Annotated in this window: 25 protein-coding genes; 17 read left to right on the top strand and 8 right to left on the bottom strand. The window is 64.8% G+C overall.

Translation table 11 applies throughout. The features are described 5' to 3' along the window. Nucleotides 1–5 precede the first annotated feature (5 nt). Both JVX91_RS26915 and tadA read left to right on the top strand, forming a co-directional pair. Nucleotides 6–1,409 carry a multicopper oxidase family protein gene (locus JVX91_RS26915; RefSeq protein ID WP_205337084.1) on the top strand — a complete coding sequence of 468 codons (1,404 nt, stop codon included), beginning with the start codon at nt 6–8 and terminating at the stop codon, nt 1,407–1,409. Continuing rightward, the gene (gene tadA, locus JVX91_RS26910; protein WP_045210481.1) at nt 1,397–1,915 is read left to right on the top strand and encodes a tRNA adenosine(34) deaminase TadA; all 519 of its coding nucleotides are present in this window, start codon (nt 1,397–1,399) and stop codon (nt 1,913–1,915) included. Before JVX91_RS26915 ends, tadA begins: the two co-directional genes overlap by 13 nt. 185 nt (nt 1,916–2,100) lie before the next feature. Here the strand turns inward: tadA and mltF are convergent, their stop codons facing one another. Then, entirely contained in the window at nt 2,101–3,579 is a 1,479-nt protein-coding gene (gene mltF, locus JVX91_RS26905) for a membrane-bound lytic murein transglycosylase MltF (protein ID WP_205337083.1), read from the bottom strand. A 290-nt stretch (nt 3,580–3,869) separates the two neighbouring features. Here mltF and purL point away from each other — a divergent pair, with 290 nt between their 5' ends. From purL to JVX91_RS26890, 3 genes are all read left to right on the top strand, one after another. Then, on the top strand, nt 3,870–7,766 hold the full coding sequence (purL, locus tag JVX91_RS26900) for a phosphoribosylformylglycinamidine synthase (protein ID WP_205337082.1): 3,897 nt from the start codon (nt 3,870–3,872) through the stop codon (nt 7,764–7,766). After that, complete coding sequence (locus tag JVX91_RS29215) at nt 7,706–8,107, top strand: CDGSH iron-sulfur domain-containing protein (RefSeq protein WP_345890267.1); 402 nt, start codon at nt 7,706–7,708, stop codon at nt 8,105–8,107. Before purL ends, JVX91_RS29215 begins: the two co-directional genes overlap by 61 nt. Nucleotides 8,108–8,290: 183 nt before the next feature. After that, on the top strand, nt 8,291–8,608 hold the full coding sequence (locus tag JVX91_RS26890; RefSeq protein ID WP_205337081.1) for a YqfO family protein: 318 nt from the start codon (nt 8,291–8,293) through the stop codon (nt 8,606–8,608). Nucleotides 8,609–8,656: 48 nt separating this feature from the next. Here JVX91_RS26890 and JVX91_RS26885 read toward each other — a convergent pair whose 3' ends face one another. After that, entirely contained in the window at nt 8,657–9,157 is a 501-nt protein-coding gene (locus tag JVX91_RS26885) for a L,D-transpeptidase family protein (RefSeq protein WP_205337080.1), read from the bottom strand. A 53-nt stretch (nt 9,158–9,210) separates the two neighbouring features. Continuing rightward, nucleotides 9,211–9,762: an NUDIX hydrolase gene (locus JVX91_RS26880; RefSeq protein ID WP_205337079.1), complete on the bottom strand. Its 552-nt coding sequence runs from the start codon at nt 9,760–9,762 to the stop codon at nt 9,211–9,213. 153 nt (nt 9,763–9,915) lie between these two features. Between JVX91_RS26880 and JVX91_RS26875 the strand changes: the two genes are divergently transcribed. The 5 genes from JVX91_RS26875 to JVX91_RS26855 are packed head-to-tail and all read left to right on the top strand — an operon-like array spanning nt 9,916 to nt 13,248. After that, nucleotides 9,916–10,521 (top strand): CoA pyrophosphatase, encoded by a 606-nt coding sequence (locus JVX91_RS26875; RefSeq protein WP_205337078.1) that lies wholly within the window; start codon nt 9,916–9,918, stop codon nt 10,519–10,521. 48 nt (nt 10,522–10,569) lie between these two features. Next, nucleotides 10,570–11,094 (top strand): gamma carbonic anhydrase family protein, encoded by a 525-nt coding sequence (locus JVX91_RS26870; protein ID WP_205337077.1) that lies wholly within the window; start codon nt 10,570–10,572, stop codon nt 11,092–11,094. Next, nucleotides 11,091–11,279 (top strand): DUF1289 domain-containing protein, encoded by a 189-nt coding sequence (locus JVX91_RS26865; protein WP_205337076.1) that lies wholly within the window; start codon nt 11,091–11,093, stop codon nt 11,277–11,279. Before JVX91_RS26870 ends, JVX91_RS26865 begins: the two co-directional genes overlap by 4 nt. Before the next feature lie 50 nt (nt 11,280–11,329). Next, nucleotides 11,330–12,511: a formate-dependent phosphoribosylglycinamide formyltransferase gene (gene purT / locus JVX91_RS26860; protein ID WP_205337075.1), complete on the top strand. Its 1,182-nt coding sequence runs from the start codon at nt 11,330–11,332 to the stop codon at nt 12,509–12,511. Then, nucleotides 12,508–13,248 (top strand): SGNH/GDSL hydrolase family protein, encoded by a 741-nt coding sequence (locus tag JVX91_RS26855; RefSeq protein ID WP_205337074.1) that lies wholly within the window; start codon nt 12,508–12,510, stop codon nt 13,246–13,248. Before purT ends, JVX91_RS26855 begins: the two co-directional genes overlap by 4 nt. An 84-nt stretch (nt 13,249–13,332) precedes the next feature. On the opposite strand, the gene JVX91_RS26850 is transcribed toward JVX91_RS26855, so the two are convergent. From JVX91_RS26850 to JVX91_RS26840, 3 genes are all read right to left on the bottom strand, one after another. Further along, the gene (locus JVX91_RS26850) at nt 13,333–14,646 is read right to left on the bottom strand and encodes an MFS transporter (protein WP_205337073.1); all 1,314 of its coding nucleotides are present in this window, start codon (nt 14,644–14,646) and stop codon (nt 13,333–13,335) included. A 286-nt stretch (nt 14,647–14,932) separates the two neighbouring features. Then, entirely contained in the window at nt 14,933–16,225 is a 1,293-nt protein-coding gene (locus JVX91_RS26845; RefSeq protein WP_205337072.1) for an HlyC/CorC family transporter, read from the bottom strand. A 42-nt stretch (nt 16,226–16,267) separates the two neighbouring features. Further along, nucleotides 16,268–17,068, bottom strand: coding sequence for an inner membrane protein YpjD (locus JVX91_RS26840; RefSeq protein ID WP_205337071.1), 801 nt, complete (start codon nt 17,066–17,068; stop codon nt 16,268–16,270). A gap of 221 nt (nt 17,069–17,289) precedes the next feature. Between JVX91_RS26840 and ffh the strand changes: the two genes are divergently transcribed. The 6 genes from ffh to JVX91_RS26810 all read left to right on the top strand — a co-directional run bounded on the left by ffh (nt 17,290) and on the right by JVX91_RS26810 (nt 21,336). After that, nucleotides 17,290–18,663 (top strand): signal recognition particle protein, encoded by a 1,374-nt coding sequence (ffh, locus tag JVX91_RS26835; RefSeq protein ID WP_205337070.1) that lies wholly within the window; start codon nt 17,290–17,292, stop codon nt 18,661–18,663. 144 nt (nt 18,664–18,807) lie between these two features. Then, nucleotides 18,808–19,056: a 30S ribosomal protein S16 gene (gene rpsP / locus JVX91_RS26830; RefSeq protein WP_017522237.1), complete on the top strand. Its 249-nt coding sequence runs from the start codon at nt 18,808–18,810 to the stop codon at nt 19,054–19,056. A 5-nt stretch (nt 19,057–19,061) separates the two neighbouring features. Continuing rightward, nucleotides 19,062–19,598, top strand: coding sequence for a ribosome maturation factor RimM (gene rimM, locus JVX91_RS26825; RefSeq protein ID WP_205337069.1), 537 nt, complete (start codon nt 19,062–19,064; stop codon nt 19,596–19,598). A 26-nt stretch (nt 19,599–19,624) separates the two neighbouring features. Next, nucleotides 19,625–20,368, top strand: a complete 744-nt coding sequence (gene trmD / locus JVX91_RS26820) for a tRNA (guanosine(37)-N1)-methyltransferase TrmD (RefSeq protein WP_205337068.1) — start codon at nt 19,625–19,627, stop codon at nt 20,366–20,368. Nucleotides 20,369–20,411: 43 nt separating this feature from the next. Further along, nucleotides 20,412–20,762 (top strand): 50S ribosomal protein L19, encoded by a 351-nt coding sequence (gene rplS / locus JVX91_RS26815; protein WP_017522234.1) that lies wholly within the window; start codon nt 20,412–20,414, stop codon nt 20,760–20,762. Between the two features lie 160 nt (nt 20,763–20,922). Next, nucleotides 20,923–21,336 (top strand): acyl-CoA thioesterase, encoded by a 414-nt coding sequence (locus JVX91_RS26810; protein WP_205337067.1) that lies wholly within the window; start codon nt 20,923–20,925, stop codon nt 21,334–21,336. A 47-nt stretch (nt 21,337–21,383) separates the two neighbouring features. Here JVX91_RS26810 and JVX91_RS26805 read toward each other — a convergent pair whose 3' ends face one another. Both JVX91_RS26805 and JVX91_RS26800 read right to left on the bottom strand, forming a co-directional pair. Continuing rightward, nucleotides 21,384–22,061, bottom strand: a complete 678-nt coding sequence (locus JVX91_RS26805; RefSeq protein ID WP_205337066.1) for a hypothetical protein — start codon at nt 22,059–22,061, stop codon at nt 21,384–21,386. 98 nt (nt 22,062–22,159) lie between these two features. Continuing rightward, nucleotides 22,160–24,004, bottom strand: a complete 1,845-nt coding sequence (locus JVX91_RS26800) for a sodium:proton antiporter (protein ID WP_205337065.1) — start codon at nt 24,002–24,004, stop codon at nt 22,160–22,162. 88 nt (nt 24,005–24,092) lie between these two features. Here JVX91_RS26800 and xerD point away from each other — a divergent pair, with 88 nt between their 5' ends. Then, nucleotides 24,093–24,989, top strand: a complete 897-nt coding sequence (gene xerD, locus JVX91_RS26795) for a site-specific tyrosine recombinase XerD (RefSeq protein ID WP_205337064.1) — start codon at nt 24,093–24,095, stop codon at nt 24,987–24,989. Nucleotides 24,990–25,064 lie beyond the last annotated feature (75 nt).

Here is a 25,064-nt window from a genome sequence, read left to right as displayed (position 1 = left end):
GACCCATGTCGTTTACCCGTAGACAAGTACTCGGTGGCCTCGCTGGCTTGGCCGTCGTCGGCCTGGGCGCTGGCGGCGCGCGCATCTGGCTGGCGCGCCCGGAAGTCGCCGCCGAGCACGATTACGAACTGATTGCCGCCCCGCTCGACCTGGAGCTGGTGCCCGGCCACAAGACCCCCGGCCTGGGCTATGGCGGCCAGGCTCCCGGCGTGGAAATCCGCGCGCGCCAGGGTGACTGGCTGCGTGTGCGCTTCACCAACAAGCTGGACGAGCCGACCACCATCCACTGGCACGGCATCCGCCTGCCCATCGAGATGGACGGCGTGCCCTACATCTCTCAGCCGCCGGTGCAGCCGGGCGAAAGCTTCATCTACCAGTTCAAGACGCCGGACGCCGGCAGCTACTGGTACCACCCGCACCTGATGAGCAGCGAGCAACTGGGCCGTGGTCTGGTCGGGCCGCTGATCATCGACGAGCGCGAGCCGACCGAGTTCACCAGCGAGAAAATCCTCAACCTGAAGACCTGGCATGTGGACGAAGAAGGTAACTTCACCGCCTTCAGCGTGCCGCGCGAGGCTGCACGCGAAGGTACTCGCGGGCGCCTGTCGACCATCAACGGCGAACGTACGCCGGTGATCGAGCTGCCGGCCGGCGAGATCGTCCGCGTGCGCATCCTCAACGTCGACAACACCGTGACCTACCGCCTCAACCTGCCGGACGCCGAGGCGAAGATCTACGCCATCGACGGCCATCCGGTGGAGCCGCGCGATTTCGGCAAGGGGCCGAACGACCAATACTGGATCGGCCCGGGCATGCGCCTGGAGCTGGGCATCCGCGGCCCGGCCGAAGGCACCGAGCTGTCGCTGCGTAACGGTCCGGTACGCCTGGCAACCATCCGTGGCGTCGCCAACCCGAAAGCGCCCACCGCCAAGTGGCCGGCGCCGCTGCCGCGCAACCCGGTGGCCGAGCCGGACCTGAAGAACGCCGAGACCATCAACTTCAAGTTCGAGTGGGTCGGCGCCATGTCGGACTACTCCAAGGGCCAGTCGGCGCCGTCGCTGTGGCAGATCAACGGCGTGGCCTGGCAGGGCGGCGAGGAGCACAAGCACAACGCGCCGCCGCTGGCCAAGCTCAAGGAAGGCAACAGCTATATCTTCGTGCTGCGCAACATGACCCAGTACCAGCATCCGATCCACCTGCACGGCATGGCCTTCAAGGTGCTGGACTCCGATCGCAGGGACATCATCCCGTACTTCACCGACACCTACCTGCTGGGCAAGAATGAGACGGCACGCGTGGCGCTGGTGGCGGATAACCCCGGCCTGTGGATGTTCCACTGCCACGTGATCGATCACATGGAGACCGGGCTGATGGGAACCATCGCGGTAGGCGAGGCATGGTGCGGCTGACCAACAGCAAGGGACATCCGACGGTGAAGGGGTTGGCGCCGGTCATCGACCGCAGCCAGGACATCCCCTTCATGCGTGAAGCCATGGCCCTGGCCGAGCAGGGCGCGGCGCTGGGCGAAGTGCCCGTGGGCGCCGTGCTGGTGCTGGACGGCCAGGTCATCGGCCGTGGCTTCAACCGCCCGATCACCTCGCACGACCCCAGCGCCCATGCGGAAATGGTCGCCATCCGCGAGGCCGCCGCCGCTGCGCAGAATTATCGCCTGCCCGGCAGCACCCTCTACGTCACCCTCGAGCCCTGCAGTATGTGCGCCGGCCTGCTGGTGCACTCGCGCATCCAGCGCGTGGTGTTCGGTGCCACCGAGCCCAAGTCGGGTGTGGTGGTCAGCCGGGGCAACTTCTTCGAACAGGACTTCCTCAACCACCGGGTGCTGGTGGAAGGCGGGGTGCTGGGGGAGGAGTGCAGTGCGATGCTCTCGGCCTTCTTCAAGGCGCGGCGCAAGGGCTGAGCTTTTTGACTCTGTAGGATCGAGGGGACGCCCAGTCCTTGCTCGCGAACCTGCTCAGCCTTGCGCGGTGCTTGGTCTATCGCGGATAAATCCGCTCCTACCCAATGCTCGATATCCGCGTAGTAGCGGACTCCGTCCGCGATCGATTCGATGTGGCACGTGGGCGGGGCAGTGGGGTTGAAGCCTCAGAGCTTCTGATCCCGCCCGTCATCATCATCGTCAGGCTTGGTCTTGTTCACGCCCGGCAGATGCAGGCCGCTCTCGGCGAGCTGGCCGCCTTCCATCTGCGGCTGGGTCACCCAGGTGAGGATGTCGTAGTAGCGCCGTACGTTCTGCACGAAGTGCACCGTCTCGCCGCCGCGCGCATAGCCGTAGCGGGTCTTGCGGTAGTACTGCTTCTGCGACAGGCGCGGCAGCATCTTCTTCACGTCCAGCCACTTGTTCGGGTTCAGGCCCTGCTGCTCGGCCATCTTGCGCGCGTCGTCCAGATGCGCGCCGCCGATGTTGTAGGCGGCCAGGGCGAACCACATGCGGTCCGGGTCCTTGATGCTGTCGGGCAGCTCGTCCTTGATCTGCACGTAATACTTGCTGCCGCCCTGGATGCTCTGCTTCGGGTCCAGGCGGTTGGCCACGCCCATGGCCTGGGCGGTGCGGTTGGTCAGCATCATCAGGCCGCGTACGCCGGTTTTGGACGTCGCGTCGGGCTGCCACATGGATTCCTGATAGCCGATGGCCGCCAGCAGGCGCCAGTCCGCCTCAAGCTTGGTACCGCTCTGGCGGAAATGCTGCTCATACTTGGGCAGGCGTTGCTGCAGGTGCTGGGCGAAGGTGTAGGCGCCGACATAACCCAATACGTCCACATGGCCGTAGTAGCGGTCCTTCAGGCGTTGCAGCAAACCGTCCTGCTTGGCCTTGTCGAGGAAGGCGTTGACCTTCTCCAGCAGGCTGTTGTCATCGCCGGCCGGCAGCGCCCACGCCAGGCCCTTGGCGTCGCCGAGGTCGAAGGCGACGCGCACGTTGGGGAAGTACACCTGGTTCATTGCCAGTTCGTTGGAGTCGACCAGGGTCAGGTCGATCTCGCCGACGTCCACCATGCGCAGCAGGTCGACCATCTCGTCGGCGTCGGACTCGCGGTACTCCAGATTGGGATACTGCTTCTTCAGCTCCGCCAACTGCTGGGCATGGCTGCTGCCTTTCAACACGACGATGCGCTTGCCGACCAGATCGTCCGGGCGGGTCGGGCGCTGGGCGCCGTTGCGGTAGACGACCTGTGGGGTGACATCGAGGTAGGAGTGCGAGTAGCGCACCTGGGTATCGCGCTCGCCGCCCGGCGTCAGGCCGGCGGCAGCCAGGTTCGGCCCGCCATCGCGGCCGATACGGTCGTAGAGGTCGTCGATATTGTCGGCGGTTTCGATCTGCAGCTGTACGCCCAGGCTGTCGGCGAATCGCTTGGCCAGCTCGTACTCGAAGCCGGTGTCGCCGTTGCGGTCCTGGAAGTAGGTGGCCGGACTGTTGCGGGTGATCACGCGCAGCACGCCGTCCTTCTGCACGCGCTCGAGGGCCGTCGGGGCTTTCGCCTCGCTACAGCCGGAAAGCAGCAGAAAGATACAGGTCGCCAAGATCCAGGCGGTGCAGCGCACACGGGACACAGTCAGGGCAAGCATCAGGGCAGTATACGCAAAGGCAGTTGTGCGCCATATCTCGACAGCCGACGGCTTCTCTGCTAGCTGGCGCGCCGTTCGTCGGCCTGTCGGGCACGGAGGGCCGGGCGCAGGCGCTCGCGCGGCCGTCGCTCGAAGGCATTCGAAGATGAATGGCGATTTTCGCGGGAGCAACGGCAAGGAAGGCGCTTGAAAGCTGCCGCCGCGCAGCGCTTTACGGTAGAATGCACGGCCTCTGTGGGCCGGCCCGTCCGGCCCCACACACTTCCCCGTCTCCAGAGGCTGTTCCGACAATGCTGATCCTGCGCGGTGCTCCCGCCCTTTCCGCTTTCCGCCACGGCAAACTGCTCGACCTGCTGACCCAGCATGTGCCCGCCGTCACCGGGCTGTATGCCGAGTTTGCGCACTTCGCCGAGGTCACCGGAGCCCTCAACGCCGAGGAAGAACAAGTCCTGGCGCGCCTGCTGAAATACGGCCCGAGCGTCCCGGTGCAGGAGCCCGCCGGCCGTCTGTTCCTGGTCGTCCCGCGCTTCGGCACCATCTCGCCCTGGTCGAGCAAGGCCTCGGACATCGCCCGCAACTGCGGTCTGGCCAAGATCGAGCGCATCGAGCGCGGCATCGCCTACTACGTCAGCGGTGAGCTGAGCGAGGCCGACGCACAAGCCGTTGCCGCCCGCCTGCACGACCGCATGACCCAGCTCGTGCTCAACCAGCTGGAACAAGCTTCCGCCCTGTTCAGCCACGCCCAGCCCAAGCCGCTGACCGTGGTGGACATCCTCGCCGGCGGTCGCGCCGCTCTGGAGAAGGCCAACCTCGAGCTGGGCCTGGCCCTGGCCGATGACGAGATCGATTACCTGGTGAAGAGCTTCGTCGAGATGGGCCGCAACCCGCACGACGTCGAGCTGATGATGTTCGCCCAGGCCAACTCCGAGCACTGCCGCCACAAGATCTTCAACGCCAGTTGGGACATCGACGGCCAGTCGCAGGACAAGAGCCTGTTCGGCATGATCAAGAACACCTATGAAATGCACCGCGAAGGCGTGCTGTCCGCGTACAAGGACAACGCCGCGGTCATGAAAGGCTACGTCGCCGGCCGCTTCTACCCGAACGCGGAGACCCGCGAGTACGCGGCGAGCGAAGAGCCCGTGCACATTCTGATGAAGGTGGAAACCCACAACCACCCGACCGCCATCGCCCCGTTCCCCGGCGCCTCCACCGGCTCCGGCGGCGAGATCCGCGACGAAGGCGCGACCGGTCGTGGCGCCAAGCCGAAAGCCGGCCTGGTGGGCTTCACCGTGTCCAACCTGAACATCCCCGGTTTCGAGCAGCCCTGGGAAGTGCCGTACGGCAAACCCGAGCGCATCGTCACTCCGCTGGACATCATGATCGAAGGCCCGCTGGGCGGCGCCGCGTTCAACAACGAATTCGGCCGCCCGAACCTGGCCGGCTACTTCCGTACCTTCGAGCAGTCCATCACCACCCCGCGTGGCGAGGAAGTCCGTGGCTACCACAAGCCGATCATGATTGCCGGCGGCCTGGGCAATATCCGCGAAGACCACGTGCAGAAGGGCGAGATTTCGGTCGGCGCCAAGCTGATCGTCCTCGGCGGTCCGGCCATGCTGATCGGCCTGGGCGGCGGCGCCGCTTCCTCCATGGCCACCGGTGCTTCCGCCGCTGACCTGGACTTCGCCTCGGTGCAGCGCGAGAACCCGGAAATGGAACGCCGTTGCCAGGAGGTCATCGACCGCTGCTGGCAGATGGGCGAGAACAACCCGATCAAGTTCATCCACGACGTAGGCGCGGGCGGCATCTCCAACGCCCTGCCGGAACTGATCAACGACGGCGGCCGTGGCGGCCGCTTCGAACTGCGCGCCGTGCCCAACGACGAGCCGGGCATGAGCCCGCTGGAAATCTGGTGCAACGAGTCGCAGGAACGCTACGTGATGTCGGTGGACGCCGCCGACTTCGAGACCTTCAAGGCCATCTGCGAGCGCGAACGTTGCCCGTTCGCCGTGGTCGGCGAAGCGACCGAAGAGAAGCAGCTGACCGTCGCCGACAGCCACTTCGGCAACAAGCCGGTAGACATGCCGCTCGACGTGCTGCTGGGCAAGCCGCCGCGCATGCACCGTTCGGTCACCCGCGAAGCCGAGCTGGGCGATGACTTCGCCGCCGCCGGCCTGGACCTGACCGAATCCACCGAGCGTGTGCTGCGTCACCCGGCCGTGGCCAGCAAGAACTTCCTGATCACCATCGGCGACCGCACCATCACCGGCCTGGTTGCCCGCGACCAGCTGGTCGGCCCGTGGCAGGTGCCGGTGGCCGACTGCGCCGTGACCGCCACCAGCTTCGATGTCTACACCGGCGAAGCCATGGCGATGGGCGAGCGCACCCCGCTGGCCGTGATCGACGCTCCGGCTTCCGGGCGCATGGCGATCGGCGAGACCATTACCAACCTGGCCGCCGCCAGCATCGACAAGATCTCCGAGATCAAACTCTCCGCCAACTGGATGGCTGCCGCCGGCCACCCGGGCGAAGACGCGCGCCTGTACGACACCGTCAAGGCCGTTGGCATGGAGCTGTGCCCGGCGCTGGGCATCACCATCCCGGTGGGCAAGGACTCCATGTCCATGAAGACCCGCTGGCAGGATGGCGACGCCGAGAAGAGCGTCACCTCGCCGATGTCGCTGATCATCTCCGGCTTCGCCCCGGTCAACGACGTGCGCAAGACCCTGACCCCGCAACTGCGCCTGGACAAGGGCGAGACCGACCTGATCGTCATCGACCTGGGCCGTGGCAAGAACCGCATGGGTGGCTCCATCCTCGCCCAGATCAACGGCCAGATCGGCCGCGCCGCTCCGGACGTCGACGATGCCGAGGACCTGAAAGCCTTCTTCGCCGTGATCCAGGGCTTGAACGCCGACGGCCACCTGCTGGCTTACCACGACCGTTCCGACGGCGGCCTGATGGCCACCGTGGTCGAGATGGCCTTCGCCGGTCACTGTGGTCTCGACCTGCGTCTCGACGCGCTGGCTGACAGCGCCGACGAACTGGCTGCCGTCCTGTTCAACGAAGAACTCGGCGCGGTGATCCAGGTGCGCGAAGGCGCCACCCCGGAAGTGCTGGCTCAGTTCAGCGCTGCCGGCCTGGAAGACTGCGTCGCCGTCATCGGCCAGCCGGTCAACGGTGCCGAGATCGACGTCGCCTTCAATGGCGAGCGCGTCTTCAGCGCCCAGCGTCGTAACCTGCAGCGTATCTGGAGCGAGACCAGCTACCGCATCCAGCGCCTGCGCGACAACGCCGACTGCGCCGATCAGGAATTCGACGGCCTGCTGTCCGAGGACAATCCGGGCCTGTCGGTGAAACTGAGCTTCGATGTCAACGACAACGTTGCGGCACCCTACATCAAGAAGGGCGTGCGTCCGCAGATCGCGATCCTGCGCGAGCAGGGCGTCAACGGCCAGGTGGAAATGGCTGCGGCCTTCGACCGCGCCGGCTTCGCCGCCGTCGACGTGCACATGAGCGACATCCTCTCCGGCCGCATCAGCCTGGAGCAATTCAAGGGCCTGGTGGCCTGCGGCGGTTTCTCCTACGGCGACGTACTGGGCGCCGGCGAAGGCTGGGCCAAGTCGATCCTGTTCAACACCCGTGCCCGCGACGGCTTCCAGGCCTTCTTCGAGCGCAAGGACAGCTTCGCCCTCGGCGTGTGCAACGGTTGCCAGATGATGTCCAACCTGCACGAGCTGATCCCCGGCACCGAGTTCTGGCCGCACTTCGTGCGCAACCGCTCCGAGCAGTTCGAAGCGCGCGTGGCGATGGTCCAGGTCCAGGAGTCGCAGTCGATCTTCCTGCAGGGCATGGCCGGTTCGCGCCTGCCCATCGCCATCGCCCACGGCGAAGGCCATGCGGAGTTCGAGAGCGAGGAAGCCCTGCTCGAAGCCGATCTGTCCGGCACCGTGGCCATGCGCTTCGTCGACAACCTGGGCAAGGTCACCGAGAGCTACCCGGCCAACCCGAACGGCTCGCCCCGTGGCATCACCGGCCTGACCAGCCGCGACGGTCGCGTCACCATCATGATGCCGCACCCGGAGCGCGTGTTCCGCGCCGTGCAGAACTCCTGGCGCCCGGACGAGTGGGAAGAGGACGGCGGCTGGATGCGCATGTTCCGCAATGCCCGCGTCTGGATCGGCTGAGTTCGGCTCCGTGCGATACGACAAAGGGGAAAGCTTCGGCTTTCCCCTTTTTCTTTGCCCCGCGGTCATGGGAGCGAATCGTGCCTGAAGACGTCGTTATTCCCGAAGTACGCGCCGTCGAGCCGGGCCAAACGCTGCGCCTGTGCCGCTGCGGCCGCTGTCCAAGCTTGCCGGATGCCGCTGACGATTGCGTCGCTGCTCTGGAGCTGCAGGTCGGACGGGAGCGCCACCTGTTGCTGTGTCGCTGCGGCCGCTCGGAGAGGCTGCCGTTCTGCGACGGTTCCCACGCACCCGCTGCCACGAGCCTGAAAGACTGCTGGCGGCACTTCAGGGGACGGTGATCTCGAAGTCGGTCACAGAATTCATACAAAGTGCCGTCGTGGCGAACAAGCCTGGAACCGGACGGTCGAACTGGGACGATGACCCGCGAGTCACAAGAGGCAAAGTGCCACTATTTGTGGCAGCATTTGTCACCCGTGGCGCATAAAGCCACGGTCGTGTCCCTGTTTCGATCGGAGTCTCCGATGTACAAACTGTGTTTCTACGTTCCGGAAAGCCATCTGGAACCGGTCAAGAAAGCGGTGTTCGCCGCCGGTGCAGGACGCATCGGTGCCTATGACAGCTGTTGCTGGCAGGCGCTCGGACAGGGACAGTTCCGCCCGTTGCAGGGCAGCAATCCCTTCATTGGCCAGGCCGGCAGCGTCGAGCAGGTCTCGGAGTGGAAGGTGGAAATGGTGGTTGCCGACGAGCTGATCCATGACTCGGTGAAGGCACTGAAAGCGGCGCACCCCTACGAGACGCCGGCTTTCGAAGTCTGGCGGCTATCGGACATGGTGTTCTGACAGACGTGAAAAAGGCGCCCTCAGGCGCCTTTTTCCTTGCCGCTCCGCTCAGGGGCGGATCTCGATCAGCGTGCCGTCCTTGACCAGGCTCCAGACCTCGCGCATGTCGGCGTTGGTCATGGCAATGCAACCGTTGGTCCAGTCCAGGGTCGAGAAATACCACTCGGGGTAGTCGTCGTCCATGGGGGTGCCATGGATCATGATCATCCCGCCCGGCGCCAGGTTCTTCTCCCGCGCTTTCGCCACGTCGCGGGCGTTGGGGTAGGAGATATGCATGGAAAGGTTGTACTTGTCGCTGGTCTTGCGCCAGTCGACCCAATAGAAGCCTTCCGGTGTGCGGTTGTCGCCCTCGGCGAGTTTCGGCCCCTGCGGGCGCTTGCCCAGGGACACGCGGTAGCTCTTGAGAACCTTGCCGTTGCTCATGAGGTGCAGTTTACGCTCGGACTTGAGCACAAGAATCTTGTCGATATGACCGTCGAGCGTGGGCGTCGCGTTGGCATGCGAGAACGCTGCGAAGGTCAGACAAAGTACGGCAATCAACCAGCGCATCAGGTGGTATTCCCCGGTAGTTCCTAAAGCCTTAGAGGCGGTAAACGAGTCTATTAGTTCTTTTTCTGTGCAAGCATTGGGAGAATCCCTTCGTTGCGTATCGGGAAACTCTGAACCACCCGGTCCGCAAAGAAGCATTCTAAGGTACGGCCTACAGTGGGGAAAGCCAGCTCGCCCCACGGAATATCGGATTCTTCGAAGAGCTGCACCTCCAGGCTTTCCTCACCAGCGCAGAAGTCCAGGTCGGCCAGTTCGGCGCGGAAGAAGATATAAACCTGGCTGATATGGGGCAGATCAAAGACCGTATAAAGCTCCAGGCCGTGGACGCGCGCATTGGCTTCTTCGAGTGTCTCGCGCGCGGCGGCCTGTTCGAGCGTCTCGCCGTTCTCCATGAAGCCGGCGGGCAGGGTCCAGAATCCCTGGCGCGGCTGGATGGCACGGCGACACAGCAGGATGCGCCCGTCCCAGACTGGCAGGCAGCCGGCGACAATCCGCGGGTTCTGGTAATGCACAGTCTGGCACTGGTCGCAGACGAAGCGCGGGCGGTTGTCGCCGCTGGGGATGCGCAGGCTTACGCTGGCGCCGCACTGGCTGCAGAATTTCATGCCCGGTCCTTGTTGCGATTCATTGTTGGATTCGTTGCTGGAAAGTGCGCCAATCTTGCGCGTTGCGCGGGGCGCCCAGCAAGGGGCGGGGGTTGGGCAGGGCCGTCTTTCGTGCCATGATCCTTCAATTAGAAGAATCGGCCCCTCGCTAGGATGTTCGGCATGCTGGACCAGCTGCGCCAACGCATACAGGCGCACACGCCACGCGACCTCGAAACGGACCACAGCTTCCCGGAAGCGGCGGTCCTGCTCCCCATCACTCCCCAGGAAGAGCTGGTGCTCACCCTCCGTGCGACCGGGCTTTCGACCCATAGCGGCGAAGTGGCCTTCCCTGGCGGTCGGCGCGACCCGGAGGATGTGGACCTGATCCACACCGCCCTGCGCGAAGCTCACGAGGAGATCGCCCTGCCTCCCGGACTGGTGGAAGTGGTCGGGCCATTGAGCACTTTGGTCTCGCGCCACGGCATCCTGGTCAAGCCGTTCGTCGCTTTCGTCCCGGATTTCGTGGAGTACCGCCCCAACGACGGTGAGATCGACGCCGTGTTCAAGGTGCCGCTGGAGTTCTTCCGCGGTGACCCGCGCGAAACTACCCACCGCATCGATTATTTCGGCCGCAGCTGGTATGTCCCGAGCTACCTGTTCGAGGGCTACAAGATCTGGGGCCTGTCCGCGATCATGCTGGTCGAGCTGCTGAACCTGCTGTACGACAGCGGTATCGACCTGCACCAGCCGCCCCCGAAGTTCATCAAGTTGAGCTGATGCTTCCACGTCACATAAGAACGAGCGGCCCCGCCTGAGGAGACACTGATGAAATACCGCCTGGGCTCGTCCCGAGTCGAAACCCATCCGGAAAGCTGGATCGCCCCCAACGCCACGGTGGTTGGCAAGGTCCGCCTCGATGCCGGCGCCAGCGTATGGTTCAACGCCGTGCTGCGCGGCGACAACGAACTGATCCACATCGGTGAGCACAGCAACGTGCAGGACGGCACCGTCATGCACACCGACATGGGCTTCCCGCTGACCCTGGGCAAGGGCGTCACCATCGGCCACAACGCCATGCTGCACGGCTGCCAGGTAGGCGACTACAGCCTCATCGGAATCAACGCGGTGATCCTTAACGGCGCGAAGATCGGCAAGTACTGCATCATCGGCGCCAACGCGCTGATCCCCGAAGGCAAGGAGATTCCCGACGGCTCCCTGGTCATGGGTTCGCCCGGCAAGGTGGTGCGCGAGCTCACCGAGCCGCAGAAGAAAATGCTCGAAGCCAGCGCCGCCCACTATGTGCATAACGCCCAGCGTTACGCCCGCGACCTGGCCGAGCAGGAAGAATGAGCCAGGAGCGTCCCGTGGCTTCGCCCTGCGTGCATGTCTGCGCGCTGGACGAGGCCGACATCTGCCTGGGTTGCCAGCGCACTGCTGCCGAAATCACCCGCTGGGGGCTCATGGACAACGCCGAGCGCCGTGAAGTGCTGGTGCGTTGCGAAGAGCGCGCCCGCGAACAGGGCGTGCTGAGCTAGCGCGCCGCTTAACTCTTTTCTAAAAACTTGCCTTTCCGAGGTTTCACGCAATGCCCCGTATTGGAACTCCTCTGTCGCCGACCGCGACCCGTGTCCTGCTCTGCGGCTCTGGCGAGCTGGGCAAGGAAGTGGTGATCGAACTGCAGCGCCTGGGTTGCGAAGTGATCGCCGTGGACCGTTACGCGAACGCGCCGGCCATGCAGGTGGCGCACCGCAGCCACGTGATCAGCATGCTCGATGGCGTCGCCCTGCGCGCCGTGATCGAGCAGGAGAAGCCGCACTACATCGTGCCGGAAATCGAGGCCATCGCCACCGCGACCCTGGTCGAGCTGGAAAGCGAAGGCTACACCGTCATCCCCACCGCCCGTGCCGCGCAACTGACCATGAACCGCGAGGGCATCCGCCGCCTGGCCGCCGAAGAGCTGGGCCTGCCGACCTCGCCCTACCACTTTGCCGACACCTACGAGGACTACGCCGCGGGCGTTGCCGCCGTGGGCTATCCGTGCGTGGTGAAGCCGATCATGAGCTCCTCGGGCAAGGGCCAGAGCGTGCTCAAGTCCGACGCCGACCTCAAGGCCGCCTGGGACTACGCCCAGGAAGGCGGCCGCGCCGGCAAGGGTCGGGTAATCGTGGAAGGCTTCATCGACTTCGACTACGAGATCACCCTGCTCACCGTGCGCCATGTCGGCGGCACCACCTTCTGCGCGCCCATCGGTCACCGTCAGGTGAAGGGCGACTACCACGAATCCTGGCAGCCCCAGGTCATGAGCCCGAAGGCGCTGGCCGAGTCAGAACGCGTCGCCAAGGCCGTCACCGAGGCGCTGGGCGGCCGTGGCCTGTTCGGCGTGGAGCTGTTCGTCAAAGGTGACGAGGTGTGGTTCAGCGAAGTTTCGCCGCGCCCGCACGACACCGGCTTGGTCACGCTGATTTCCCAGGACCTCTCCGAGTTCGCCCTGCACGCTCGCGCCATTCTCGGCCTGCCGATTCCGGTGATCCGCCAGCTGGGTGATTCAGCCTCGGCGGTGATCCTGGTCGAGGGCAAGTCCGAGCAGGTCGCTTTCGGCAACCTGGGCGCCGCCCTCAGCGAGCCGGATACCGCGTTGCGCCTGTTCGGCAAGCCGGCAGTGGACGGCCAGCGGCGCATGGGCGTTGCTCTGGCGCGTGATGAATCCATCGATGCCGCCCGCGCCAAGGCTACCCGCTCGGCTCAGGCGGTCAACGTCGAGCTGTGAGACGCTGGGCGGGGCTGATGTGGTGGGCGGCGGCGTTGCCGCTGCTGCCGCTCGCCCTGCCCATGGCTGTGCGTACCAAGCGCACGGCCTTGCGCCTGGCTCCCGCCGCGGGCGTCTGTGAAGGTGTTGCGGGCGCAGAGTTTCCTGGCGAACCCTTTCGTCTTCTCCTGCTGGGTGAATCCACGGTCGCCGGCGTTGGTGCGTCCTGTCTGGACTTTGCGCTGGCCGGGCGGCTGGCGTTGGCGCTATCGAGCCGCCTGGAGCGCCCCGTTGCCTGGCGCGCGGTCGGGGAGAACGGCATTACCGCCGCAGAGGCCTGCGAGCGCCTGCTGCCGGTGGCGACTGATCAGGATTACGAGCTGGTGGCGCTGGTCTTCGGCGTCAACGACACCACGCATTTCAGCTCCAGTCAGCGTTGGCTGGGGTCTCTTGAGCAGCTGATCGCGCACTTTCGTGGTCGCGGCGCACGGGTCGTCTGCACGGCCGTGCCGCCATTGCAGCATTTCACGGCGCTACCCTGGTTGTTGCGCCGGCTGCTCGGCTGGCGCGCGGCGCTGCTGGATCGTCAGCTCAGCGGATTGGCGCTGGCGCAGGGGGCGGGGTATTGCGGCGTCAGCCTGGAGATGCAGCCACAGTTCCTCGCCATCGATGGCTATCACCCGTCGGCGCTGGGTTATCAGGTCTGGGGTGAACACCTGGCCCAGTGGCTGGTTTCCCGGGATCGAACCCTTCTGTAGGAGCGAGCTTGCTCGCGAACCCGCGTCACGCCGGGGCTGACGGTGCAATGCGTTCGCGAGCAAGCTCGCTCCTACAGGTAAGTCTCAGCGGATATCGTTCAGATCATCCCCACGCGTCTCGCGCAGGCACAGCACGGCCAGCAGGCTGAGCGCTGCCGCGACCGACACGTAACCGCCGACCCAGCTCAGACCGCCCATGCCCACCAGCTTCTGCGCGATATACGGCGCCACCGAGGCGCCAAGAATGCCGCCCAGGTTGTAGGCCGCCGAGGCGCCGGTGTAGCGCACGTGGGTGGGGAACAGTTCCGGCAGCAGCGCGCCCATGGGGGCGAAGGTCACGCCCATGAGGAACAGCTCCAGCGACAGGAAGACCGCCACTTCCACCGACGAGCCCTGGCTCAGCAACGGCTCCATGGCAAAGCCGGAGGCGATGGCCGCAATGCAGCCGACGATCAGTACCGGCTTGCGCCCGAAACGGTCGCTCAGCCAGGCGGAGACCGGCGTGGCCGCTGCCATGAAGAGCACGGCGATGCACAGCAGGCCGAGGAAGTCTTCACGGCTGTAGCCCAGGCTGCTGACACCGTAGCTCAGCGAGAACACCGTGGAGATATAGAAGAGGGCGTAGCACACCACCATCGCCAGGGCGCCGAGCAGGGTCGGCCGCCAGTGTTTCGAGAAAAGCTCGGCAATCGGCAGGCTGGCGCGTTCATGACGCTCCATGGCCTTGGCGAACACCGGGGTTTCCACCAGCTTCAGGCGTACATAGAGGCCGACGATGACCAGCACGGCGCTGAGCACGAACGGGATGCGCCAGCCCCAGGCACGGAACTGCTCTTCGCTGAGCAGCATGGCCAGGCAGAGGAACAGCCCGTTGGCGGCGAGGAAGCCGATCGACGGGCCCATCTGCGGGAACATGCCGAACCAGGCGCGACGGCCCTTGGGCGCGTTCTCCGTGGCCAAAAGCGCAGCGCCGCCCCATTCACCGCCCAGGCCCAGGCCTTGGCCGAAGCGCAGCACGCAGAGCAGGATCGGCGCCCAGGCGCCAATGCTGTCATAGCCCGGCAGCAGGCCGATCAGGGTGGTAGAGATGCCCATCAGCAGCAGCGAGGCCACCAGGGTCGATTTGCGTCCGATGCGGTCGCCGAAGTGGCCGAACAGCGCCGAGCCCAGCGGGCGGGCGAGGAAGGCGATGCCGAAGGTGAGGAAGGCGCTGAGCGCCTGGGCGGTGCCGGAGGTCTGCGGAAAGAACACCGGGCCGATCACCAGCGCGGCGGCGGTGGCGTAGACGTAGAAGTCGTAGAACTCGATGGCGGTGCCGATGAAGCTGGCCACCGCGACGCGGGTGGTGGAGTTGGTCTGTTCGGCCGGTTGTGCGGCTTCGAGGGTGGCGCTGGTCATACGGGGGATATCCCTGGCAGTCAGGCGCGGCGACGACTCTGGCGGTCGTGTCCGGCGTTTCTTGAGGCATCGCCATGGCGCGAGTGCGAGCGCGGCCCGGGATCGGGGCAGGGTGGGCGCGGCTCGCGACGGGTCGGGGCGAGGCCGGCTGCTTCGCAAGGCAACGACGCAGGGTCGAGGCTCGGCGGGGCGTGCGATTGACTGGCCGGCGGGACGTCGCGGGTAGCGGTGGGCGCCGGCGGGAGGCTGGGTAAGCCGTCCGGATTATAGGGGCGGGCGGGGCGGCTCAGGCAAGCTCGTCGGCGTAGGGTTCTTTCGGCGGTGCGCCGGGCAGCCAGGCGCGCACGCTTTTCACCCGGTTTTCGCCCGATTGCAGTATCTCCAGGCGATAGCGCCCGATCTTCAGGCATACCGCACAGTCTGGAATCTGCTCCAGGGCTTCGGTCACCAGACCGTTGAGGGTCTTGGGCCCGTCACTGGGCAGTTGCCAGCCCAGCGCGCGGTTGACGTCGCGCAGGTTGGCCGAGCCGTCGATGACGTAGGTGCCGTCGGCCTGGGGGTGGATGTCCGGGTTGCGCAGGGTGTTCTGGTTGCTGAACTCGCCGACGATTTCTTCGAGGATGTCTTCCAGGGTGATGATGCCGATCACCTCGCCGTACTCGTCGACGACGATGCCGATGCGGCGCTTCTGCTTCTGGAAGTTCACCAGCTGGGTCGACAACGGCGTGCTCTCCGGTACGAAGTAGGGCTCCAGGCAGGCGGCCTTGAGGCTGTCCTTGGTCAGCTGGTTATGGGTCAGCAGACGGGCGATCTGGCGCATGTGCACCACGCCTTCCACCTGGTTGATGTCGTTGCGGAACACCGGCAGGCGCGTGTGGGTGGTGTTGCGCAACTGGCCGATGATGGTTTCCAGCTCGTCGTCCAGGTCGATGCCCTGGACTTCGTTGCGCGGCACCATCAGGTCGTTCACCGTGATCTTTTCCAGGTCGAGGATGCTCAGCAGCATGTCCTGGCGGTTGTGGGTGAGTTTCTCGCTGGAGTCGGTGACCACGCTGCGCAGCTCGTCGTTGTTCAGTGGCTTGCCGCCGCGCTGGGTCGGGTCGAGGCCGCCCATGCGCAGCAGCGCGTTGCTGATGCCGGTCATTAGCCAGAGCAGCGGGCTGAACAGCTTCTGCATCCACAGCAGCGGCAGGCTGGCGGGGAAAGCCACGCGCTCGGGGCGCAGGGCGGCGTAGGTCTTGGGGGTGATCTCGCCGAAGATCAGCAGGACCAGCGTCAGCGCGACAGTGGCGATGGCCACGCCGGCCTCGCCCCACAGGCGCAGGGCCAGCAGGGTCGCCAGGGACGAGGCGACGATGTTGACGAAGTTGTTGCCGATCAGGATGGTGCCCAGCAGCCGGTCGGTGCGCAGCAGCAGCCAACTGGTACGCCGCGCGCCTCGGTTACCCTTCTTGGACAGGTGGCGCAGGCGGTAGCGGTCGAGGCTGAGCATGCCGGTCTCGACGCTGGAGAAGAACGCCGAGCAGAGGATCAGGAAGACGAGCAGGCCGATCAGGTAGCCGGGGTGGATCTCTTCCATGCGCGCATGTCCTTCAGCGGCGCTCAGGCGCCACCGTTAGCCTCAGATGTGCAGGATGAATTCCTTGACCAGCTTGCTGCCGAAGTAGGCCAGCATCAGCAGGCAGAAACCCGCAAGGGTCCAGCGGATCGCCTTGTGGCCGCGCCAGCCGAGCTGGTGGCGACCCCACAGCAGTACGCCGAATACCACCCAGGCGAAGCAGGACAGGATGGTCTTGTGCGCCAGATGCTGGGCGAACAGGTTGTCGACGAACAGCCAGCCGGAGATCAGCGACAGCGAGAGCAGCGACCAGCCGCCCCAGAGGAAGCCGAACAGCAGGCTTTCCATGGTCTGCAGGGGCGGGAAGTTGCGGATCAGTCCCGACGGGTGCTTGTGCTTGAGCTGATGGTCCTGCACCAGCAGGAGCAGCGCCTGGACCACGGCGATGGTCAGCAGGCCGTAGGCCAGGATCGACAGCAGGATGTGGGCGAGGATGCCGGGCTGCTCGTTGATCGGCTCGATGGTGCCGTGGGGCATCAGCAAGGCCAGCAGGGTGGTCAGCGCGCCGAGCGGATAAAGGAAGAGCAGCAGGTTGTGCACCGGGATGCGCAGACACGCCAGCAGCGTCAGGGCGGTGACCGCGGCGGAGATCAGGCTGGCGGCGTTGAAGAAGTCCAGCGCCAGGCCCGCGGGCGTCAGCAGCTCCTGGCTCAGGCTGTAGGCCTGGCAGAGCAGGGCGATGAGGCCCAGCAGGAGGAGCAGCGGTTTCTGCGGCGAGGTGCGGCGGGCCAGGCTTGCGCCCTGGTAGACGGTGGTGCCGATATAAAGGACGGCGGCGATCAGGCTGGGCAGCAGAGGTTGCATAAGTCCTTGGAACAGTCCTTCGAAAGGGGACCCGAAAGGTCGTGAGTGTGGCACAGATCGCCCGCGCCTAGAAAGCGGCTGAGAACAGTTCGCTTCTGGGCTGCGAAGCGGTCCGTCACATCAGGATCATCGGCGGTGTTGGCGCTGGCCGCACTTCGCTATAATCGCCGGCTTGCTGACAAGCCAAACCTTGGCCCGACCGGGCCCGATTAGGATCGCGCATGTTCGAAAACCTTACAGATCGCCTCTCGCAAACGCTGCGCCACGTCACCGGCAAGGCCAAGCTGACCGAGGACAACATCAAGGACACGCTCCGCGAAGTGCGGATGGCCCTGCTGGAGGCCGACGTGGCCCTGCCGGTGGTCAAGGACTTCGTCGCCAAGATCAAGGATCGCGCGGTCGGCACCGAGGTTTCCAAGAGCCTGACCCCGGGCCAGGCCTTCGTGAAGATCGTCCAGGCCGAACTGGTCGAGCTGATGGGCGCGGCCAACGAGGATCTCGACCTCAACGCCGCTCCGCCAGCGGTCATCCTGATGGCCGGCCTGCAGGGCGCGGGCAAGACCACCACTGCCGGCAAGCTGGCGCGCTTCCTTAAAGAGCGCAAGAAGAAGTCCGTGCTGGTGGTTTCCGCCGACGTCTACCGCCCGGCGGCGATCAAGCAGCTGGAAACCCTGGCCAGCGACATCGGCGTGACCTTCTTCCCGTCCGATACCAGCCAGAAGCCCGTGGCCATCGCCGAAGCGGCGATCCGCGAGGCCAAGCTGAAGTTCATCGACGTGGTGATCGTCGACACCGCCGGCCGTCTGCACATCGACGCCGACATGATGGACGAGATCAAGCAGGTCCACGCGGCGATCAAGCCAGTGGAAACCCTGTTCGTGGTCGACGCCATGACCGGCCAGGACGCCGCCAACACCGCCAAGGCCTTCAACGACGCGCTGCCGCTGACTGGCGTGGTGCTGACCAAGGTCGATGGCGACGCCCGTGGCGGTGCCGCGCTGTCCGTACGTGCCATCACTGGCAAGCCGATCAAGTTCCTCGGTATGGGCGAGAAGAGCGAAGCGCTCGATCCGTTCCACCCCGACCGCGTGGCCTCGCGCATCCTCGGCATGGGCGACGTGCTCAGCCTGATCGAGCAGGCCGAGCAGAGCATGGATCGCGAGAAAGCCGAAAAGCTCGCGAAGAAGATCAAGAAGGGCAAGGGCTTCGACCTAGAAGACTTCCGCGATCAGTTGCAACAGATGAAGAACATGGGCGGCCTGGGCAGCCTGATGGACAAACTGCCGATGCTCGGCGGCGTCAACCTGTCGCAGATGGGCAACGCGCAGAACGCGGCGGAGAAGCAGTTCAAGCAGATGGAGGCGATCATTAACTCCATGACCCCCGGCGAGCGCCGCGATCCGGAAGTGATCAGTGGCTCGCGCAAGCGCCGTATCGCCATGGGTTCGGGCACTCAGGTGCAGGATGTCGGCCGTCTCATCAAGCAGCACAAGCAGATGCAGAAGATGATGAAGAAGGTCACCGCCAAGGGCGGCATGGCGAAGATGATGCGCGGCATGGGCAGCATGTTCCCTGGCGGCATGCCCAAGATGTGACCCCAGACGGCTCGCCGCCCAGCGGGCCGGACGCGCTGCGGCTTGCGGCGCGGGGCTTTAGCTCATAGAATATGCGGCCTTTCGGGCTATGTGCCCGAGGGCTGCATTTCTTTTTTGCAAGCAAACCATAGGAACAACGTACGCATGGTAACCATTCGTCTGGCTCGTGGCGGCTCCAAGAAGCGCCCGTTCTATCACCTGACCGTGACCAACAGCCGCAACGCTCGCGACGGCCGTTTCGTCGAGCGCGTCGGTTTCTTCAACCCTGTCGCCACTGGTGCCGAAGTCAAGTTCTCGGTCAACCAGGAGCGTCTGAACTACTGGCTGAGCCAAGGCGCTCAACCGTCTGAGCGTGTTGCTCAGCTGATCAAGGACGCCGCCAAGGCTGCCTGAGATCGATGAACACGAATCCTGCTCCCGCCGAGGAGATGGTTGTTCTCGGCAAGATCGTATCGGTGCACGGTATTCGTGGTGAGGTGAAGGTGTATTCCTTTACCGATCCGTTGGACAACCTGCTGGACTATCGACGCTGGACGCTCAAGCGTGGCAACGAGGTTCGACAGGCTGAGCTGGTTCAAGGTCGCGTGCAGGGCAATGTCCTGGTCGCGAAGCTGAAGGGACTGGATGATCGCGAGATCGCCCGCACCTTCGCAGAGTTCGAAATCCTGGTCCCGCGCAGCGAGCTGCCGGTGCTGGACGATGGCGAGTTCTACTGGAGCCAGTTGGAAGGTCTCAAGGTGATCGACCAGAACGGGCAACTGTTCGGGATTCTCGACCACATGCTGGAGACCGGCGCCAACGATGTGATGGTAGTCAAGCCCTGCGCAGGCAGCCTGGACGACCGTGAACGCCTGCTCCCGTATACGGATCAGTGCGTACAAGCGGTGGACCTGGAAGCCGGTGAGATTCGGGTGGACTGGGACGCGGACTTCTAACCCATGTGGATGAGAGCCCTCAGCCGATGTGGATAGGAGTAATCAGCATCTTTCCGGAGATGTTTCGCGCCATCAGCGACTACGGCATCACGAGTCGCGCGGTCAAGCAGGAGCTGATTCAGCTTCAATGCTTCAACCCGCGGAGCAACACTGAGGACCGTCACCAGACGGTGGACGACCGGCCTTTTGGCGGTGGTCCCGGCATGGTGATGAAAATCAAGCCGCTCGAAGGCGCACTGGGCGATGCCCGGCAAGCCGCAGGCGGACCGGCGAAGGTGATCTACCTCTCGCCGCAAGGTCGCAAGCTCACGCAAGCGGCCGTGAAAGAACTGGCGAACGAGGAGCGTTTGATCCTGATCGCCGGGCGTTACGAAGGCATCGACGAGCGCTTCATTGAAGAGCATGTCGATGAGGAATGGTCAGTCGGCGATTATGTCCTGTCCGGGGGTGAGCTTCCGGCCATGGTGCTGATTGACGCGGTCACGCGGTTGTTGCCCGGTGCATTGGGCCACGTGGACTCCGCCGAGGAGGACTCCTTCACGGATGGCCTGCTTGACTGTCCGCACTACACCCGACCTGAGGTGTATGCAGATAAACGTGTTCCGGAGGTGCTGCTCAGCGGCAACCACGAACACATCCGGCGCTGGCGTTTGCAGCAGTCCCTTGGTAGGACCTGGGAACGACGTGCCGATCTTCTGGATTGCCGCTCGCTTTCTGGAGAAGAGAAGAAGCTGCTGGAGGAATACATCCGCCAGCGGGACGATAGTTAACGTATCGATGGCAGGCGCCGCGCGCTTGTCTTAGGAGCACGAAATGACCAACAAGATCATTCAGCAGATCGAAGCTGAACAGATGAGCAAAGAGATTCCGGCGTTCGCCCCCGGCGACACCGTAATCGTCCAGGTTAAAGTGAAGGAAGGCGACCGTCAGCGTCTGCAGGCCTTCGAAGGCGTTGTCATCGGCAAGCGTAACCGCGGCCTGAACAGTGCTTTCACCGTTCGCAAGATCTCCAACGGCGTAGGCGTTGAGCGTACCTTCCAGACCTACAGCCCGCTGGTAGACAGCATCTCCGTCAAGCGTCGCGGCGACGTGCGCAAGGCCAAGCTGTACTACCTCCGCGAACTGTCCGGCAAGGCAGCGCGCATCAAGGAAAAACTGGCCTAAGTCGCCGGTGGTTCCCGAAAAAAGCAGCCCACGGGCTGCTTTTTTCTTGCCCGTAGTTTTTCGTCGTTCAATCCGGCGTCCCATCTGCCCCCGGCAGCGCATTAGAAGTACAAGACCCGCAGCACCGGCAGCCACCCTCATTGCATCAGGTAGCAGTGGCATGAGCCCCCGAGAGCAAGAAATCCTCCGTCGCACCGCGCTGGCGGAAACCCGCGTGACCAAGGCGGTATTCCCGCCCACCACCAACCATCACAACACTCTGTTCGGCGGTACCGCGCTGGCCTGGATGGACGAAGTGTCGTTCATCGCCGCCACCCGTTTCTGCCGCTTGCCACTGGTGACCGTTTCCACCGACCGCATCGACTTCAAGCACCCGATTCCCGCTGGCTCCATCGTCGAGCTGATCGGCCGGGTGGTGAAGGTCGGCAACACCAGTCTCAAGGTTGAGGTGGAGGTGTTCGTCGAGAGCATGTCCGCCGACGGCCGCGAGAAGGCCATCCATGGGCTGTTCAGCTTCGTCGCCATCGATGACGAGAAGCGCCCCGTGCCGGTCCTGCCCGGCTTCGAGGCCTGAAACGCAAGAAGGCGCCCGTGGGCGCCTTCTTTCATGGCAGGTCGGCCTCAGTGGCGCAGGCTGATTTTCAGCGAGGCCTGGGACAGGTCGATGTTCTGCAGGCTCAGGCTGCCCATGCTCTGGGTCTTGGGCGCGCCGGCGACGCGGATATTGTCGAAGCGCACCTCGCCGATGGAGCTGGGCAGACGCACGTTGATCGAGCCATCGGCGTTCAGCGTGGAAGAGGCGTGCAGGGTGTCGTACTGCACGTCCTGCAGTGACGTTTCGGCGTCCAGGCTGTCCACCACCGGCATGACCAGACGGGCCAGTTGTTTGACCGTACCGACTCCGTCACCGCTTTCGGCGCTGACCAGCAGGCCCTGCAACGTATCGTCGAAGCCCTGGGCGCTGACATCGCTCATCTCGCGGTCGCTGAGCGGCTTCAGGCCCTTGGGCGCCTCGTGGCGGGTGATGCTGATCGGCGCCTGGCGCTGCACGTCGGCGCTGGCCAGTTGGAACGGGCTGAGTAGCGCGGCGACCAGTGTGGCCGTCAGGCGCAGGTTGTTCTGCTTCTTCAGCGCTCGGCCGAGCTGGCGTTCGCTGATCCAGCCCTGCTGGATCAGCGTTTCACCCAGGCGCAGGCCGTTGGTGAGTTGGAGCTGGATGGCCTTGTCCAGCTGTTGCGAGGTGATCAGGCCTTTGCTGACAAGGATCTGACCGAGACGGGAGTTCTGTTGGCTGGGCATGGAGTTGGCTTCGTGGGGCGCAATGATGGCGTGGTGCAATCATTGTCTGTCAGACACATTCTGTCACCAGTCTTAAGATAGGCAGACACGGCCAGTCGTCAGGTTGTTTCGGTACGCCCCGTTTCGCTCGCGCTCGCCGTGTTTCCGGGTGCCTCCTCGATCAATGAAATCACTGTCCATCCGGTGTCGGGTTGCAGCGGGCGTTCAGAGCTGGCCACGCGCAGGCGTCCGCTCGGGTCCTTGGCGAACAGCAGCAGTGCTCGATTGCCGTGCCGGCACTGGTAGGCCTCCCAGCCGAAGTTGTCGCTGAGTAGCGTGGAACGAATCTCCGCGCCACGTGCGATCAGGCCAGCCATCTGCGGGTAGGTGATCGCCGGCTGTCCCAGGGGGCGGCCGCGATGGCGGTCGCTGACCCGGTGCTTCTCGCTGCGTCGACTGTCCTGGCTGCTGGGCAGGATGAAGCGCTGGCGTGGGTTGAACTCGTGGCGGAAGCTCATGCACATCAGGGCATTCAGTTCGGCATTGGGGGACAGGGCCAGCAGGTGGCCCAGGCCAATAAGGTCAAGGTGCGCTTCCGCATGCTGCGACGCCGGATTGCCGAAGTAGGTGGGGAGGTTGTCCATACGCGCGGCGCGCGTGTTCTCCCAGCTTGAGTCGGTGAGCAGCACCTGTACGCCGGCATTCTGCAGGCCGCTGCCGATGGTGCGGGCGACCGGGTTGGCGCCGATGATCAGGAAGCCGGTGGGTACCGGTTCGGCAACCTTCAGCAGGCGGGCCAGCGGCCGCGCGGTGGCGCTCTGCAGGATCACGGTGCCGATGATGACCAGGAAGGTGAGCGGCACCAGTACGCCGGCCTGCGCGTGGCCGGCCTCCTGCAGGCGGATGGCGAAGATCGCCGAGACAGCCGCGGCAACGATCCCGCGCGGTGCGATCCAGCTCAGTAGCGCTCGTTCGCGCCAGTTGACGGAGGAGCCCGCGGTGGAGATCAGCACGTTCAGCGGGCGCGCGACGAACTGGATCAGCACCAGCACCAGCAGGGCGATCGGCCCCAGGCCCAGCAGCGCCGGCAGGTCCAGCCGCGCAGCGAGCAGCACGAAGAGGCCGGAGATCAGCAGGACGCTGAGGTTCTCCTTGAAGTGCAGGATGTGCCGCACGTCCACGCCTTTCATGTTGGCCAGGCGCAGGCCCATCACTGTGACCGCCAGCAGGCCCGACTCGGACATCACGGTGTTGGACAGGACGAACACGCCCAGGACGACGGACAGCGATGCCAGGTTGTGCAGGTAGTCCGGCAGCCAGTGGCGCCGTAGTGCGACGCCCAGCGCCTGGCCGCCGAGCAGGCCGAAGAGGATGCCGCAGCCGATCACGCTGAAGAAGGTCAGCAGGCTGTCCGTCCAGCCCGAACCGGCATCGCTCGCGGCGATGAAGGTGTAGACCACCACCGCGAGGATGGCGCCGATTGGGTCAATGACGATGCCTTCCCAGCGCAAAATGTTGGCGATGGTGGCATTGGGGCGTACCACGCGCAGCATCGGCACGATCACCGTAGGGCCGGTGACCAGCGTCAGGGTGCCGAACAGCAGCGCCATTTCCCAGGTGAAGTCCAGCAGGTAGTGGGTTGCCAGGGCGATCACGCCCCAGGTGACCAGGGCTCCGATGGTGACCATGCGGCGCACCACGCTGCCGATTTCCTTCCACTCGTCCAGGTGCAGCGTCAGGCTGCCCTCGAACAGCACCAGGGCGACCGCCAGCGACACCAGCGGGAAGAGCAGCGGCCCGAACAATACTTCCGGCGATAGCAGGTGCAGGACGGGGCCGACCAGTATGCCGGTCAGCAACAGGAACAGGATGGCTGGCAGGCGCAGGCGCCAGGCCAGCCATTGGCTGGCAAGGGAGGCGGCGCCGATGCCGGCGAGGGCGTAGTAAGTGCTTTGTTCATCCATGGAGCGACAGCATCCTTTGCAGGAGTGGTGAGGGGTATGGGGATATGAAAGACTACCCGCGCCACCTTTTCCTTTGCCACGGCCTGAGATGACCCCGGTTTCACACTTATTGATCGACCGCTTCCTCGATTCCCTCTGGCTGGAAAAAGGGTTGTCCGACAACACCCGCAGCGCCTACGGCAGCGACCTCGCGCTATTCAACGGCTGGCTGGGTGAGCGTGGCGTGGCGCTGGAATCCGCCGGGCGCGACGTGATTCTCGATCACCTGGCCTGGCGCCTGGGCGAGGGCTACAAGGCACGCTCCACGGCGCGGTTCCTTTCCGGTCTGCGCGGCTTCTACCGCTATTGCCTGCGCGAAGGCCTGATCGCCGAAGACCCGACATTGCTGGTGGAGCTGCCGCAGCTGGGCAAGCCGCTGCCCAAGTCGCTGTCCGAGTCTGACGTGGAAGCCTTGCTGGCGGCGCCCGAAACCGACGATCCCCTCGGCCTGCGCGATCGCACGATGCTCGAGGTGCTCTACGCCTGTGGCCTGCGGGTCAGCGAGCTGGTCGGGTTGACTCTGGAGCAGATCAACTTGCGCCAGGGTGTGGTGCGTGTACTCGGCAAGGGCAGCAAGGAGCGCCTGGTGCCGTTGGGTGAAGAAGCCATCCTGTGGATCGAGCGCTACTTGCGCGAGGCGCGTGGCGACCTGCTCGCCGGCCGGCCGAGCGACGTGGTGTTCCCCAGCCTGCGGGGAGAGCAGATGACCCGGCAGACCTTCTGGCACCGCATCAAGCTGCACGCCAGGGTGGCGGGCATCGGCAAGAGTCTGTCACCGCACACGCTGCGGCACGCCTTCGCTACCCATCTGCTCAATCACGGCGCCGATTTGCGCGTGGTGCAGATGCTGCTGGGGCACAGTGACCTGTCTACCACGCAGATCTATACCCATATCGCCCGGGCGCGCCTGCAGGACCTGCATGCGCAGCATCACCCGCGTGGGTGAGCGGGGCGGATGCCTGGATATCGTCCGAAATTCGCGGTCCTGCTCTGCCCTGTGGTGCCCGCCTTGCAGGAGCGA

Source organism: Pseudomonas sp. PDNC002, from assembly GCF_016919445.1.
Classification (GTDB): Bacteria; Pseudomonadota; Gammaproteobacteria; order Pseudomonadales; family Pseudomonadaceae; genus Pseudomonas.
Note: the sequence above shows the minus strand (reverse complement) of the source record. Positions and strands in the feature narration are given on the sequence as shown.